This window comes from Exiguobacterium sp. s193 (assembly GCF_018618755.1).
Classification (GTDB): Bacteria; Bacillota; Bacilli; order Exiguobacteriales; family Exiguobacteriaceae; genus Exiguobacterium_A.
Genome location: NZ_JACSMR010000002.1, coordinates 181,032 through 194,633, shown reverse-complemented (window position 1 = coordinate 194,633; position 13,602 = coordinate 181,032). Strand labels below are relative to the sequence as shown.

Here is a 13,602-nt window from a genome sequence, read left to right as displayed (position 1 = left end):
ATGAAGAAAGGACTGGAACTCATGGTACAACAAATTTTATTATCGCTTCTTGCTGGCGTCATCTGTGGTGTCGTCTTTACTGCTCTTAAATTACCAATCCCAGCACCACCTGTCTTCCCTGCCATCGTCGGAATTTTCGGTGTCTTCCTCGGAATGAAAGTATTTTTATACGTGACTGACCATTGGCCGTTCTAACGCAATCAAAAAGCGTTCATCTCCTCCATGTTTTGATGGACGAGATGAACGCTTTTTTCATTTCTTCAAGGCCTCTGCAATGACATGATCCCAGTTCACATCGTCACAAGCCGTCTTACATGTTGGTTCCACTTCACACGTCGCACATTTTCCCTTTTTCGCCTTTTTCGTAAAGCGTACTAACGAATAACCTGCGTATCCAAAAATCAGCAATCCGATTAAGATATCGACAATATGCATGTAATTTCCCTCCAAAGCTTAAGAAAATCCGAGTAGTAGACCTGCTTGATAAATGACGAATGAGACGCTATAGGCGACGAAAAGTCCATATAAGCTCGCAATCCATGTCAATTTCGCACTTCCTACTTCCCGGCGAATGACAGCGACTGTCGCAAGACATGGGACATAGAGTAACACAAACGCCATAAAGCTATAGGCACTGAGCGGCGTGAACTGACCCGACAATTGACGACCGAGTTCTGACTCATTCACCGCGTAGATGATTGCCATTGTCGACACGACGACTTCCTTCGCCAAAAATCCGGTAATCAAAGCCGCTCCCGCCTGCCATGTTCCAAAACCTAGCGGAATGAGGAGCATCGCAATCAATCCACCAATCATCGCGAGGAAACTATCGTTCATGTTGACGTTAAATCCAGCCGGTCCCGTATACGCGAGCATCCAGATGACGACGGACCCGCCGAAGATGAACGTACCTGCTTTACGGACGAACCCTTTTCCTTTTTGCCATGTACTCCGCCATAACGTCAACCATTGTGGAAAACGATATGGGGGTTGTTCGACCATAAAAAGACTGGTTGCATCTTCTGCTGCTAGGACTTTTGAAAAGACTTTGGCCGCAATCAGCGCAAGTACGATTCCTAGCATGTATAGTGATAACACAATCAACGCCTGATTACTCGCAAAGAAACTACCTGCGAACACGGCGTAAATCGGCAGACGTGCCGAACACGACATGAACGGTGAAATGAAAATCGTCACGAGCCGCTCCCGCTCTTCCTCGACAGAACGTGCCGCCATGATACCCGGAACGTTACAGCCGAAACCGATAATCATCGGGATAAAGCTTTTTCCGTTCAAGCCGACCATCTGCATAAAGCGGTCCATGACAATCGCGACACGCGCCATGTACCCTGAGTCTTCAAGAAACGAGATAAAGAAGAAGAGCACAAAGATTTGCGGGACGAACACCAATACGCCGCCGACTCCTGCGATGACGCCATCAATCAATAAGTCACGAATGAAACCTGACGCACCGATTACATTTAATACCCAAATCACAGCTGACGAGACGGGTCCCTCGATGAAGGCAGATAACAAATCTGATAATGGCGATCCGACCCAATTGAACGTGACATGGAACAGTCCGTATAACACGGCAAAGAAAATCGGCAATCCGAGAATTGGATGCGTCACGATGGCATCAATTCGATCCGTCCATGTTTTACGTTCCGTTTTTTCGCCGACGACTGCACTGGCCCGAATTGCAATCGCCCAGTTGCGGCGGCACTCCGTAATATGGGCATGGATGAATCGTCCGAGTTCTAGTTCAAGTTGTTTCCGAATATTAATGACCTTTAGTGAACGTTGCTCCAAGTACTCGACAAACACACGGTTTCCTGCGAGATATTGAACAGCCATCCAGCGTTCATTTAATGAAAGAGCGGCCTCTTCCATGATGGACGTAATCGCTTGCTCCGTTGCAGCACCATAGTCAATGCGTAACGGTTCGGCGTGACTCGTCTTCAACGACGACAATAAGACCTCACAGCCGTCGCCGGTCCGTGCGACGATTGGGAATACTTCGACCCCTAATGCTGCTGCCAGTTGGTCCGTATCGATTTTTGTCCCCCGGCTATTTGCGACATCAATCATATTCAAACCGATTTGGAGCGGTTTCCCGATTTCAAGCAATTGTGCTGTCAGTTGTAAATTCCGCTCCAGTTGCGACGCATCGATGATGTTAATCATCCCGTCAAACGACTCTTCCATTAAAAATCGTGCGACAACGGCTTCATCCGCTGAGAGTGGGTCAAGATCGTACACACCCGGTAAATCAATCAATTGTCCCCGATTCCCGTGTAACTTCCCGACTTTTTTATCGACTGTTACCCCTGACCAGTTCCCGACGTGGGCATATGACCCGGTCAGCCGGTTAAATAACGACGTTTTCCCTGTATTCGGATTCCCTAATAATGCAATTCGTTGACTCATGGCGAATAGACCTCGATTTTCTTTGCATCACTTCGACGAATCGCAATCATTTGATGGTGATCTCGTTGTTCTATCGTCAGAGGACCTTGGAAGCTAGCCCGTCGTCTGACGACGACCGGGCATCCTTCATAAAAACCAAGCGCCAGTAAGCGTCTCCGTAAGCGATCCTCGATTTTATTTAAATCAGTCATAACAACGGGTTTATTGATCGGAATCGTTGCTAAATCAATCATTTTTGTTCCCCCATCCGACACGTTTTTCGTTGATAACAATTATCATTACTGATTATAGCACGTTCCTCCCAACTAAAAAACAGATAGTAACTCGATGTGTGAACATCCTGTTACTATCTGTTTGCAATGTATAGAAAGGGTAGTATCCTGCAACAAAAGCTTTTCAAGCTGTGTCACAGTGAAAGACAAGTCATCGAGACGTTTTAGAGCGCGATATCATAGACTCTTCTACACAGCCTCAAAACAGAATAGCAACGCGATGTGTGAACCTCTTGTTGCGATTTGTTAGATCACGACTCATCTGAGGTCGCTGCAACATCTTTGATTGGGTGAAAGGATTGGTGTGCTAAACGATGACAAGATGGACAAAGTGTCGTAAAGCCTGTCTCCTGTTCGTGCCATTCTAAGATTGACCGTTCGGTTTGTCCACATCGTTCGCAAGCAGATGCTAAGCGTCCAAGATGATTCCGCTCACGAAATTTTTCGTCCCGTCGCTGCTTTGCTTCTTCGATTGTCGAGACATCAGACTCAAAATACCCATACTGCCAGGCCTCAAGAAGACGCTGCCGCATGTTCGAAGGAACTGCCCCCGTCTCAAGACTCAGTTCACTAAGCGATATCCCTAGTAACGGGTGGCGCAAATCGACACTGATTAAATCGAGACATGCATATGTCCGCTCCAGTCCATCCGACTCTACTTGCCAATGTGGATCAGCAGGTCGTGTCGTATACTCACTAAATAACGTCTCCGCATATGCGATGATGCCGTTTTTTGTCGCGAGAAATACGTCTTCCCCAGCTTCAAGATCAACCGGTAAATAAAAGGGTTCTTTCGTCTCGTAATAATGAAGAACAGCTTGTCGTAACATAAACTCCGATTCATCAATGACTAATAGATGGCACACGGACTAACACCTCTCTCGTTTAGATGGATGTACCGATGAGCGGTAAACGCCACTCTGCATCAAAGTTCCCTGACCGCAACATCGCGATTTCTTCTTTGTAAGGTGCTACCTTCTTTTTTGGGTCCAGTCCGATGTACGGTGTTTCTAAAATCTTCGGTAGGTGTGCAAGCGCGTCATGATGGACGATCCGGTGCAATGTATCAAATCCAATTTCTCCAAAGCCGATGTTTTCATGACGGTCTTTTTTGGCACCACGGACGTTTTTCGAATCATTGACATGAATGACACCAAGACGATCGAGACCGACAATCCGGTCAAACCGTTCGAGGACACCGTCTAAATCATGGACGATATCGTATCCTGCATCATGGACGTGACACGTATCGAGACAGATCGACAAACGGTCGTTGTGTTTGACCCCATCAATGATTTGCGCCAATTCTTCAAATGTCTTCCCGATTTCAGAACCTTTTCCGGCCATCGTCTCGAGCGCGATTTTCACTTGCTCTTGTCCGGATAAAACTTCATTTAACCCTTCGATGATCCGGTTAATGCCGATTTCTTCCCCGGCCCCGACATGCGCACCCGGGTGTAAGACGATGTGTTGTGCCTTTTGAAGTGCTTCCGCCCGCCGAATTTCTTCACCGAGGAACGATACCGCTAGTTCAAAAGTTTCCGGTTTCGTCGTATTGCCGAGATTGATGATATACGGGGCATGGACGACGATTTCTTCAATCCCATTCGCCTCCATATGCTGTAATCCTTCTGCGATCCGTAACTCTTCAATCGGTTTTCTTCTTGTGTTTTGCGGTGCGCCTGTATACACCATCATTGTTGTCGCTCCATATGAAGCCGCTTCCTCACTTGCACCAAGTAACATCTTTTTCCCCGATAAGGAGACGTGTGAACCAATTTTCATCCTGTATTCCACCTTTCGCTCTTTCTACAGTGTACCAAATGTCGGAAAAAAAACAAAAAAACCTACGGATAAGAAGTTTCTTCTCACCCATAGGGAAACATGACTTATTTTGATTTACTCGCATTTGCCTTACGTTCTGCACGTCCGACGCCACGCTGTTCTTTAATCCGTTCACGTTTTGCTGTTTCTTTTAACTTATACTGGTGTTTCTTTTTATAGCCAGGTTTGACGCGTTTTTTCGCCTTAGCAGCTTCACCTGATAAACGGCTATGTGCCGTTTTCGAGACAGCCGTCTTCATGTGTGGTTTCGCACGACGGCGCTCTTTGACTTCACTGACTTGACCACTCTTGACATCGACGTTGATGAACTCGATGCCGCGGTCTTCAAGACGGTTGATTGAACCATTCTCATGATCTTCAAACAACGTGTACGCCAGCCCTTCTTGGTCGACACGGCCGGTCCGTCCGACACGGTGGACATAAAAATCAAGATCTTTTGGAATGCCATGGTTGATGACATGCGAAACACCCGAAATATCGATGCCGCGTGCTGCTAAATCCGTTACGATGACGTATTGGAATTTGGCTTCGTTGATTTCTTTAATCGCTTGTTTCCGGCGTCGTGCGGGTAGATCACCGTGAAGTGAACCAACATTTAAGCCTGCTTCAAGGAATGATGCTTCGAGTTCAATCGCTTCTGTTTTCGTATTCGTAAAGACGAGACAGATGTACGGATTGAGTGCTTTCGCTAATTTCAACGTCAGCTCTGAACGATCACGGTGTTTGACGGGAACCGTATGGTGAACGATTTTTTTCGCCGTCTGTTGTTTTGGATCGACGTGCGCATAACGTGGGTTGTTCATATACTTCTTAAGGAACGGTTGCAGTTTCTCAGGAATCGTCGCTGAGAAGACCATCATCTGAAGTTTCTCAGGAAGCGCTTGAGCAATTCGGTCCACTTCAGGCAAGAAGCCCATATCGAGCATTTGATCGGCTTCATCGATGACGTAGTTTTTGACGAAATGCGGTTTTAACGCTTGCTCTTTAAAGAGGTCTAAAATCCGTCCCGGTGTTCCGATGACGATTTGTGGTGAAACTTTGACGCGCCCGATTTGACGTTCACGATCCATCCCACCTGTGATGAGGCTAGTTTTGATATAGTCTGGGTTCTTCACGAGAATTGATTTTAATTCTTCGTGGATTTGCCATGCTAATTCACGTGTCGGTGCAACGATGATTGCTTGCATTTCTTGTAGTTCAGGGTCAATGTTTTGGACCATCGGTAAGAGGAACGACAAGGTCTTTCCTGTACCAGTTTGTGATTGACCAATGATATCGCGGCCTTTAAGGGCAGCCGGAATGATCCGGGACTGGATATCCGTTGGTTTTTTAATACGTGCGTCTTCGAGTGCTTCGACGACGAACGGGTGCAAATCAAAATGGGTAAATCCATTCATCTTCGTCACCATCCTTTCTCCTGCTTAAACAACTAAAAGTGACGTACTCACTTTTAGCATCTATTCACTTAGTTCAACATGGGTATGGGTCTACTACCGTCATACAGATAAGAATACGTATAGAAACGATCTGGAATTTTTTTATTTTTCGTATGAAGCTTCAACGCGCTGAAGGCGACTTGCATCATCTCTTCAGCGGACTGGACAACCGTCGCATCCATCGATTTCATGTCAACAGCTTCTAATATAGCACGATTCCCATCGATTCCGACAACTATTTTTCCAGAAATGCCTGCTTTTTTCAAGGCTTCGAGCACGCCTAGGGCAATATCGTCATTGTGACAGTAGACCGCATCGAATTCCGTACCGGCCTCGATGATGCGGCGCATGACGCGTTCCGACGTTACAGGATCGAAGTCGCCGCTCGCTGAATTGACGATTGAGATACCGGGTTCCTTCTCGATTGCTTTGACAAATCCTTTATGCCGTTCATTCGTCGTATAGACATTTGTCGTCCCCGTAATTTCAACGACTTTTCCCGACGATGTTCCATTACGTTTCAGCAATTCTCCTTTAACATAAGAAGCAAGCTGTTCACCAATCATCTGATTGTTCGACGTGATGGAACTGACGACGGCGTCTGAATGAATCAAACGATCAATCGCAAAGACTGGAATTCCATTGCGCTTCGCTTCCTCAATCGCACTTGTAATGTACACATCATCAAACGTCGTGATAAAAATCGCATCGACTTTCAGCTTGATGAACTCACGAATTTGTTCGCGCTCATTGATCCGTGAATTGTGTGATGTCGCGACAACCGCTTCATATTTATTCGCTTTCGCTTCTGCTTTAAAGGCGGTAATCAACCGCTGGGCGAACTCATGTTTATCGTTGACAATCGTAAAGGCGACGACGTCACGATCTGGATTTTCTTCTTGGCTGACGAACACATTCGTAATGGCGAGGACAGCAGTCGTCCAAATGACCAAGACGATCAACCATGACTTATTCAGCTTCATGTGGTTCTCTCCCCCGTGGTATATGGATTTGAACCGTCGTCCCGACACCGACTTTACTATCGAAGACAATCTTCCCTTCGTGGTTACGGATAATCCGTTCAGACATATAAATCCCAAGACCGGTCCCGTCGACTTTAGAGGTTTTGAAGGCTTTTCCAATCGATTCAAGTTGTGTTTCCGTCATCCCGACACCGTTGTCTTGGACGATGAAGACGAACTGGTCGGTATAGACATGGAGGTGGACGTGACAAATCCCGTCTTGCCCTCTCACTTGAACCGCTTGTAAGGCATTTCGAATACAGTTCAATAAGACTTGCAACAGACCGTCTTTCGAAGCATACAGATCCGGCATATGAGACGGTGTGTAAATTTTACAATCGGCCTGATAAGTATGGGATTGCGCCTCTACATTCGTCTTGAATTGGCTCATGAACTCATTCATATCGACCATCGCCATCTTCATCGACTGGCTATCTCCTTTAGACAAATCGAGCATCGATTGAATCAATGAGTTGGCCCGGTCGAGTTCCGTCAAGCCGAGTGCGACCATATCCGGATATTTTGTTTGTTCTTCATTTAAGAGCTGAAGCGCAACCTTGACAGGGGTCAATGGATTTCGCAGTTCGTGGGCGATTCCTGCTGCAAGTTGACCGAGCGAAGCTAAGTTTTCTTGCCGATAGATTTGTTGTTGCTGACTCAACTGTTCGACCCGTGCACGCTCCATCCGTTTTGCATACTCATTATAGGCAGAAACCAGTGTCTTGACTTCATTCGAACCCGAGCGTTCGAGCTCAATCGGTTTTTGATCCGTACTCTGCTCAATCTTTTGAACGAGTTCAAGTAACGGGGCCGTCAATTGACGCGACATCAAGTAACCGACAATCAAGCTGAGCACTAACGTCAATGCCGCAATGACGAGATATTGTTGTCTCGTCGTGTAGACCGGTTCATAAAAGATGCTCCGTGGTGTCCGCACAAGAATTTTCCAATCCGTTACCTTCAAATCGCGTGCAAAATAATACATGTCCTTGTTCGTGCTGAATATGTCATATGGCTCGACCGTCTCAAACGCCCGGTCGACGACACTTTGAGTCAAGACACGTTCTTCATCCGTCACGAGGTTTCTCGATACGGACAACGGCTCACCTTTACTATTGAATAGGTATGCGATCGTCTCATCGTCAAAGGATTCGAGCGAATTTCGAAAGACAATCGAGTTCATCAAACTTAAGCCTCCACCAAAAACACCGACACGCTCGCTCCCATTACGGACCGGCACATACATATAGGTGATGTAATCTGAATCAAGGGGATAACGTTGACTCATATGAAAATCCGTACTCGTCATCGTCTGGATAAAATCATCGTCCTCTAAAATTTTTCTGCTGTTGATTTGACGGTCTTCACTCGAAAACCAGGTGATTTTTTTTGATTTTAAATCATAGTAAAAAAAACTTTTAAACCCGGTATCGATATCAAGTAAATTCGTTTCCCGAATGGTCCGTTCTAATTCACTCATGTTTTTAACGTTCAATTGCAAGCCCATCAGTTCTTCGTGTAAATTTCCGATACTGTCACGGAGCGCGTTACTCGAGACCTCGACACTGTTTGCACTTTGTTTTTCCGTTTGCTGTTCCACCCGTGAAATCGTGACACGGTCGGCGGTAAAGGCAAGTGCCGAGATGACAAGACAAATCAGAATGAACAAGACTGCGGTGATTTGAAAAAAGTAAGACCGCATCATCTTTTTTGTCTCCATCGTTTTTGCCCCCTTCTCCATGATTTTTACAACTCAATCAGTATATCATGTTATCGTCTCTGAATAGACTCCTCTATTTTCAATCCGCTGCCATCAATGGTACACTCTAACTAATCATTCTTTCTACGCTAAAGGAGAATCAACACTATGTTAGTAAAAAAAATCAGCCCTCGTGGTTATTGTTATGGTGTCGTTGACGCAATGAAACTTGCTCAACAAGCCGCAATGAATGAAAACTTGCCACGACCTATCCATATCCTCGGTATGATTGTCCACAATGCACATGTCACACGTGAGTTTGAGCGCATGGGCGTCCTCACAGTAGATGGACCGGACCGTCTCGAAGCACTCGAAACAATCAAAGAAGGAACCGTTATTTTTACAGCTCACGGGATTTCCCCAGCTGTTTACGCACGTGCGGCCGAAAAGAAATTGACGGTCGTCGATGCGACCTGTCCTGATGTTACACGGACACATGATTTAATCCGGACCGTCGTCGCCGATGACTACGAAGTCATCTATGTCGGAAAACACGGTCATCCGGAACCGGAAGGCGCAGTTGGTGTCGCACCGGAACACGTCCATTTGATTGAAAAAGTGGAGGACATCGAAGCCTTACCAGCTTACCTAGCTGATAAAAAAATCATCGTCACGAACCAAACGACGATGAGTCAGTGGGATGTTCAAGCCTTGATGGAACACGTCCGTAAAAAGTACCCACACGTTGAAGTTCATAATGAAATTTGTAACGCGACACAAGTCCGTCAAGAAGCAGTCGCTGATCAGGCAGGCGATTGTGAGCTCGTCATCGTCGTCGGTGACCCACGTTCGAACAACTCAAACCGTTTGGCACAAGTTTCGTTTGATATCGCCGGGACACCTGCTCACCGCATTGGTGATTTGACCGAACTCGATTTGACATGGCTCGAAGGCGTTCATCAAGTCGGTGTGACGTCAGGCGCTTCTACACCAACGCCAATCACAAAAAAAGTCATTGATTTCTTACAACAATATGATCCAACTGATATTAGTACCCATGACAAAACGCCATTCCTTGAATTGCGTCGTATTTTACCAAAAGTTAAGATTTTATAATTTCACTCCAACACGCCCGGACCAAGATGCCTTTGGTCCGGGCGTGTTGTTTCGACTAGAGATAAACCTCTTAGTTGAAATAAAGAATGATTTGTTTTACTTACGTTCCTTCGTCAAGCATCACACCCTCTTGAACAGTGGGATCTTCGGCTATTTGACTGCTGAAACGTCGCATGAGTTGATGTCGGTCCGGTTGATGCACCAGACTCGTTTTTTACCTTTATAAAAATTTAAACGGATTCGTGTTTGCCGTCGAAACGACTAATTCGACGTCCTTGATCCGTCGTTCCTCAAACCGCTTCGTCAGTTCATCGACGACACCTTGTTTCATGATTGACTCGACATGATGGCCTGGATCGACGACTGCTAGTCCGAGTGCCATCGCATCGTGGGCGACGTGGAAGTATAAATCACCGGTCACGAGGACATCGGCGCCGGCAAAGGCAGCTGTCGAGACATATTTATTCCCGTCCCCACCGAGAACGGCAACTTTTTTAATGAGACGGTCTTCGTCCCCTACAAAACGAAGGTTGTCGACGCCGAACACTTGACGGACATGTTCTGCAAACTGCTTTAACGTCGTTGCTTGTTCCAGGTAACCGATGCGCCCGAGACCAAGCGGTTCAGACGTTCGCTCCTGACGCATGAGATCGTAAGCAACCTCTTCGTACGGATGGGCCTGTTTCATCGCACGAATTACTTGTTTTTGATTCAGTTCCGTGACGACCGTCTCAATCCGGACTTCCGCAACACGTTCGATTTCACCAATTTGTCCAATCGCCGGGTTTGTTCCAGCCTCGGCTTGAAACTGTCCTGTTCCGACGCTATGGAACTGACAGGCGCTGTAAGCCCCGATTTGCCCTGCTCCTGCTTTTGTCAGTGCTGCCGACACCTGTTGCACTGCTTCTTCAGGAACGAAGACAACGAGCTTATAAACGGCATTATCAAATGACGGTGCTAACACACGTGTCTCCATGAGACCGATGGCTTGGGCCATCATGTCATTGACGCCGCCTTGCGTCACATCCAGATTCGTATGTGCTGCGTAGACAGTGATGTCATGCGCAATGCATTTCATGACAATCCGTCCGGTCGCCGATTGATCGTTTACTTGTGCTAATTTACTAAAAATCGGTGGATGGTGGGCAATGATTACATCCACTTCTTTTTCAATCGCTTCGTCAACAACTGATTCCAAGACATCAAGCGTCACCATGACACGTTTGACCTCTTTGTTCAACGTTCCGATTTGAAGACCGATCGGGTCGCCCGTGAGCGCCAATTTTTTCGGAGAAAAGGCTTCAAACTGCTCGATGATTTGTTGACCGTTTGCCATCAGTTCGTCACCTCTTCCATTTTCTCAATCAAACGACGGATCGTCGCAATCTTTCCTTGCAGGACGTCGGAACCATTGCCTTGCTGCATCTGTTCTAAAATGTATTGCCGTTTTTCTTTTTCTGTCTGCCACTTCTCGATGAAGGCAGGTGCTTTTTCTCGCATCAGTTGGGGACCGAAGAACAGTTCCCAGTCACGTTGTTCTTCTTCTTCCGAGTAAAGCATTTCTTCGCCTTGTTCTGCGACAAGAATCTCATAAATCTTTCCGTTCTCCTTGACGATGGCTTCAGACAATAAAGCATAACCATTTGCAAGTAACCATCTCCGGACGTCAACCGCATCGACATTCGGTTGCAAGATGAGACGTTCTTCTCCCGATAAATGGGCTTTTCCCTCTTCTAAAATCGTCGCGATTAGCGTTCCGCCCATACCAGCAATCGTCACCGCCGTCACTTCGCCGGGCGTAAGGACGGTGAGTCCACTTCCGAGACGGACGTCGATTTTGTCTTCTAGTTGGACTAGTGCGACTTGTCCTTGTGCGGCTTCCATCGGTCCGACGTTGACCTCGCCGGCAACTGCCCGTTCGACTAAACCTTGTTGGAGACAATAACATGGGACAAAGGCATGATCGGAGCCAATATCAGCGAGTATCGCTCCTTGTGGAATATATGACACTACTTTCTTCAGGCGTTGATCCAGTGTAACGTGTGTTTGCAATGTACTTCATCCTTCCTCTTTCGAATCCATCTCTTACTAAAATAGCGGACTTAACAAAAAAAAGAAATACCACTTCTTCAAGACAAGCTTGAGTTAGTACAAGAAAAAAAACACCTATCCCGGAGAAGAGACAGATGTTTATCGACTTATTTCTTTTCAGCAAGCCATTTCGCTAAGACAGTGGCTTCTTCATCGTTAGTAAGGCCACCAGGCATTTGCCCTTTACCATTCATAGCGATGTCTTTGATTTCTTCTTCTTTGAGTTTCGCGCCGATTTTAGTCAAATTCGGGCCAACTCCACCTTCAAGATTTCCACCGTGACATCCTGTACATCCTTTAGATGCAAAGAGATCTTCCGGCTTCATTTCAGCTGTTGATGGACCTTTTTCAGCTTCTTTCACCTGATCTACGCCAAAGTATGACAATGAAATCATGGCAATGATGGCGATGATCGCAATCGCTGCGAACGGTACTAATGGATTACGCATTTGGATTTCCCCCCATATTCTATACCCAACCAAGTTGGTGACTGAATGGTATTCCCCGTTACTATTCTACTGTAAAAAAAACAGAGAAGGAAGAAAAAAACAAAACTTTTTCTTCCTTCCCACTAAATTTTCATATTTTCTTCACACTTTAAAATTAATCGAGGAAATCCTTGAGACGTTTTGAACGACTCGGATGACGTAATTTACGTAGCGCCTTCGCTTCGATTTGACGAATCCGCTCGCGCGTAACGCCAAATACTTTGCCGACTTCTTCAAGTGTCCGTGTCCGACCGTCATCGAGACCAAACCGTAAACGAAGTACGTTTTCTTCACGGTCTGTCAATGTGTCGAGAACATCTTCAAGTTGTTCTTTTAATAACTCATAGGCAGCTGCATCTTGAGGGGCCGTCGCATCTTGGTCTTCGATGAAATCTCCGAGATGTGAATCGTCCTCTTCCCCGATTGGTGTTTCAAGCGAGACCGGTTCTTGTGCAATCTTGAGGATTTCACGCACTTTCTCAGGTGTGATTTCCATCTCTTTCGAAATCTCTTCAGGAGTCGGTTCACGCCCTAAGTCTTGAAGCAATTGACGTTGAACACGAATCAATTTGTTGATCGTTTCGACCATGTGGACCGGAATCCGGATTGTGCGTGCTTGGTCGGCAATCGCACGTGTGATGGCCTGACGAATCCACCACGTCGCATAGGTCGAGAACTTGTATCCTTTTGTATAGTCGAATTTTTCGACTGCTTTGATTAATCCCATGTTTCCTTCTTGAATCAAGTCGAGGAATAACATACCACGACCAACGTAACGTTTCGCAATCGAGACGACAAGACGGAGGTTGGCTTCAGCAAGACGCTTTTTCGCTTCCTCATCGTTTTGTTCGATCCGTTTTGCGAGTTCCACTTCGTCCTCTGCATTCAAGAGATCGACACGACCGATTTCTTTTAAATACATTCGGACGGGATCATTGATTTTAACGCCAGGTGGGACAGAGAGGTCGTTTAAATCCGCCTCTTCTTTATCATCGCCTGTACCATCATTATTGACTTTGATGCCTTCAGTCTCTAACAACTGAAGGAACTCTTCAAATTGTTGTGCATCCATCGATTCGAATGAGCTAAGCTTATCCTCGATTTTTTGATGCGATAGTTCCCCGTTTTTATGTCCGAGCGCGATTAGTTCATCTTTCGCGAGACGGAGTATTTCTGCTTCTGATCTTGCTTTTTCTGCCATCG

General features: G+C 46.2%; 14 protein-coding genes. 2 read left to right on the top strand and 12 right to left on the bottom strand.

What is annotated here, in order from left to right; translation table 11 throughout:
• Window positions 1-21: 21 nt before the first annotated feature.
• A complete protein-coding gene (locus KNQ04_RS04620; RefSeq protein ID WP_214847670.1) occupies window positions 22-195 on the top strand; it encodes a XapX domain-containing protein in 174 nt (57 codons plus the stop codon).
• Window positions 196-252: 57 nt separating this feature from the next.
• On the opposite strand, the gene KNQ04_RS04615 is transcribed toward KNQ04_RS04620, so the two are convergent.
• The 8 genes from KNQ04_RS04615 to KNQ04_RS04580 all read right to left on the bottom strand — a co-directional run bounded on the left by KNQ04_RS04615 (window position 253) and on the right by KNQ04_RS04580 (window position 8,725).
• Complete coding sequence (locus tag KNQ04_RS04615; protein ID WP_214847668.1) at window positions 253-435, bottom strand: FeoB-associated Cys-rich membrane protein; 183 nt, start codon at window positions 433-435, stop codon at window positions 253-255.
• Between the two features lie 18 nt (window positions 436-453).
• Window positions 454-2,430 carry a ferrous iron transport protein B gene (gene feoB / locus KNQ04_RS04610; RefSeq protein WP_214847666.1) on the bottom strand — a complete coding sequence of 659 codons (1,977 nt, stop codon included), beginning with the start codon at window positions 2,428-2,430 and terminating at the stop codon, window positions 454-456.
• Window positions 2,427-2,663, bottom strand: a complete 237-nt coding sequence (locus tag KNQ04_RS04605; protein WP_214847664.1) for a FeoA family protein — start codon at window positions 2,661-2,663, stop codon at window positions 2,427-2,429. Before KNQ04_RS04605 ends, feoB begins: the two co-directional genes overlap by 4 nt.
• A gap of 290 nt (window positions 2,664-2,953) precedes the next feature.
• Window positions 2,954-3,568, bottom strand: coding sequence for a hypothetical protein (locus tag KNQ04_RS04600; RefSeq protein WP_214847662.1), 615 nt, complete (start codon window positions 3,566-3,568; stop codon window positions 2,954-2,956).
• 19 nt (window positions 3,569-3,587) lie between these two features.
• Window positions 3,588-4,487: a deoxyribonuclease IV gene (locus KNQ04_RS04595; protein ID WP_214847660.1), complete on the bottom strand. Its 900-nt coding sequence runs from the start codon at window positions 4,485-4,487 to the stop codon at window positions 3,588-3,590.
• 104 nt (window positions 4,488-4,591) lie between these two features.
• Entirely contained in the window at window positions 4,592-5,944 is a 1,353-nt protein-coding gene (locus KNQ04_RS04590; RefSeq protein ID WP_214848058.1) for a DEAD/DEAH box helicase, read from the bottom strand.
• 68 nt (window positions 5,945-6,012) lie between these two features.
• A complete protein-coding gene (locus tag KNQ04_RS04585; RefSeq protein WP_214847658.1) occupies window positions 6,013-6,966 on the bottom strand; it encodes a sugar ABC transporter substrate-binding protein in 954 nt (317 codons plus the stop codon).
• On the bottom strand, window positions 6,953-8,725 hold the full coding sequence (locus tag KNQ04_RS04580) for a two-component system sensor histidine kinase NtrB (protein ID WP_214847656.1): 1,773 nt from the start codon (window positions 8,723-8,725) through the stop codon (window positions 6,953-6,955). The genes KNQ04_RS04585 and KNQ04_RS04580 overlap by 14 nt, the downstream gene beginning before the upstream one ends.
• A 147-nt stretch (window positions 8,726-8,872) precedes the next feature.
• Here KNQ04_RS04580 and KNQ04_RS04575 point away from each other — a divergent pair, with 147 nt between their 5' ends.
• A complete protein-coding gene (locus KNQ04_RS04575; protein ID WP_214847654.1) occupies window positions 8,873-9,820 on the top strand; it encodes a 4-hydroxy-3-methylbut-2-enyl diphosphate reductase in 948 nt (315 codons plus the stop codon).
• 220 nt (window positions 9,821-10,040) lie between these two features.
• On the opposite strand, the gene KNQ04_RS04570 is transcribed toward KNQ04_RS04575, so the two are convergent.
• The 4 genes from KNQ04_RS04570 to rpoD all read right to left on the bottom strand — a co-directional run bounded on the left by KNQ04_RS04570 (window position 10,041) and on the right by rpoD (window position 13,600).
• A complete protein-coding gene (locus KNQ04_RS04570; RefSeq protein WP_214847653.1) occupies window positions 10,041-11,156 on the bottom strand; it encodes a Nif3-like dinuclear metal center hexameric protein in 1,116 nt (371 codons plus the stop codon).
• Complete coding sequence (locus tag KNQ04_RS04565; RefSeq protein WP_214847651.1) at window positions 11,156-11,872, bottom strand: tRNA (adenine(22)-N(1))-methyltransferase; 717 nt, start codon at window positions 11,870-11,872, stop codon at window positions 11,156-11,158. The genes KNQ04_RS04570 and KNQ04_RS04565 overlap by 1 nt, the downstream gene beginning before the upstream one ends.
• A gap of 146 nt (window positions 11,873-12,018) precedes the next feature.
• Window positions 12,019-12,360 carry a cytochrome c550 gene (gene cccA, locus KNQ04_RS04560; protein ID WP_214847649.1) on the bottom strand — a complete coding sequence of 114 codons (342 nt, stop codon included), beginning with the start codon at window positions 12,358-12,360 and terminating at the stop codon, window positions 12,019-12,021.
• A gap of 154 nt (window positions 12,361-12,514) precedes the next feature.
• Entirely contained in the window at window positions 12,515-13,600 is a 1,086-nt protein-coding gene (gene rpoD / locus KNQ04_RS04555; RefSeq protein WP_012369736.1) for an RNA polymerase sigma factor RpoD, read from the bottom strand.
• Window positions 13,601-13,602: the final 2 nt, after the last annotated feature.

Bases quoted from the DNA above. Each gene is read 5' to 3' on its own strand.
- KNQ04_RS04620 (WP_214847670.1), top strand. From the start codon at position 22: ATGGTACAACAAATTTTATTATCGCTTCTTGCTGGCGTCATCTGTGGT.
- KNQ04_RS04615 (WP_214847668.1), bottom strand. From the start codon at position 435: ATGCATATTGTCGATATCTTAATCGGATTGCTGATTTTTGGATACGCA.
- feoB (WP_214847666.1), bottom strand. From the start codon at position 2,430: ATGAGTCAACGAATTGCATTATTAGGGAATCCGAATACAGGGAAAACG.
- KNQ04_RS04605 (WP_214847664.1), bottom strand. From the start codon at position 2,663: ATGATTGATTTAGCAACGATTCCGATCAATAAACCCGTTGTTATGACT.
- KNQ04_RS04595 (WP_214847660.1), bottom strand. From the start codon at position 4,487: ATGAAAATTGGTTCACACGTCTCCTTATCGGGGAAAAAGATGTTACTT.
- KNQ04_RS04590 (WP_214848058.1), bottom strand. From the start codon at position 5,944: ATGAATGGATTTACCCATTTTGATTTGCACCCGTTCGTCGTCGAAGCA.
- KNQ04_RS04585 (WP_214847658.1), bottom strand. From the start codon at position 6,966: ATGAAGCTGAATAAGTCATGGTTGATCGTCTTGGTCATTTGGACGACT.
- KNQ04_RS04580 (WP_214847656.1), bottom strand. From the start codon at position 8,725: ATGGAGACAAAAAAGATGATGCGGTCTTACTTTTTTCAAATCACCGCA.
- KNQ04_RS04575 (WP_214847654.1), top strand. From the start codon at position 8,873: ATGTTAGTAAAAAAAATCAGCCCTCGTGGTTATTGTTATGGTGTCGTT.
- KNQ04_RS04570 (WP_214847653.1), bottom strand. From the start codon at position 11,156: ATGGCAAACGGTCAACAAATCATCGAGCAGTTTGAAGCCTTTTCTCCG.
- cccA (WP_214847649.1), bottom strand. From the start codon at position 12,360: ATGCGTAATCCATTAGTACCGTTCGCAGCGATTGCGATCATCGCCATC.
- rpoD (WP_012369736.1), bottom strand. From the start codon at position 13,600: ATGGCAGAAAAAGCAAGATCAGAAGCAGAAATACTCCGTCTCGCGAAA.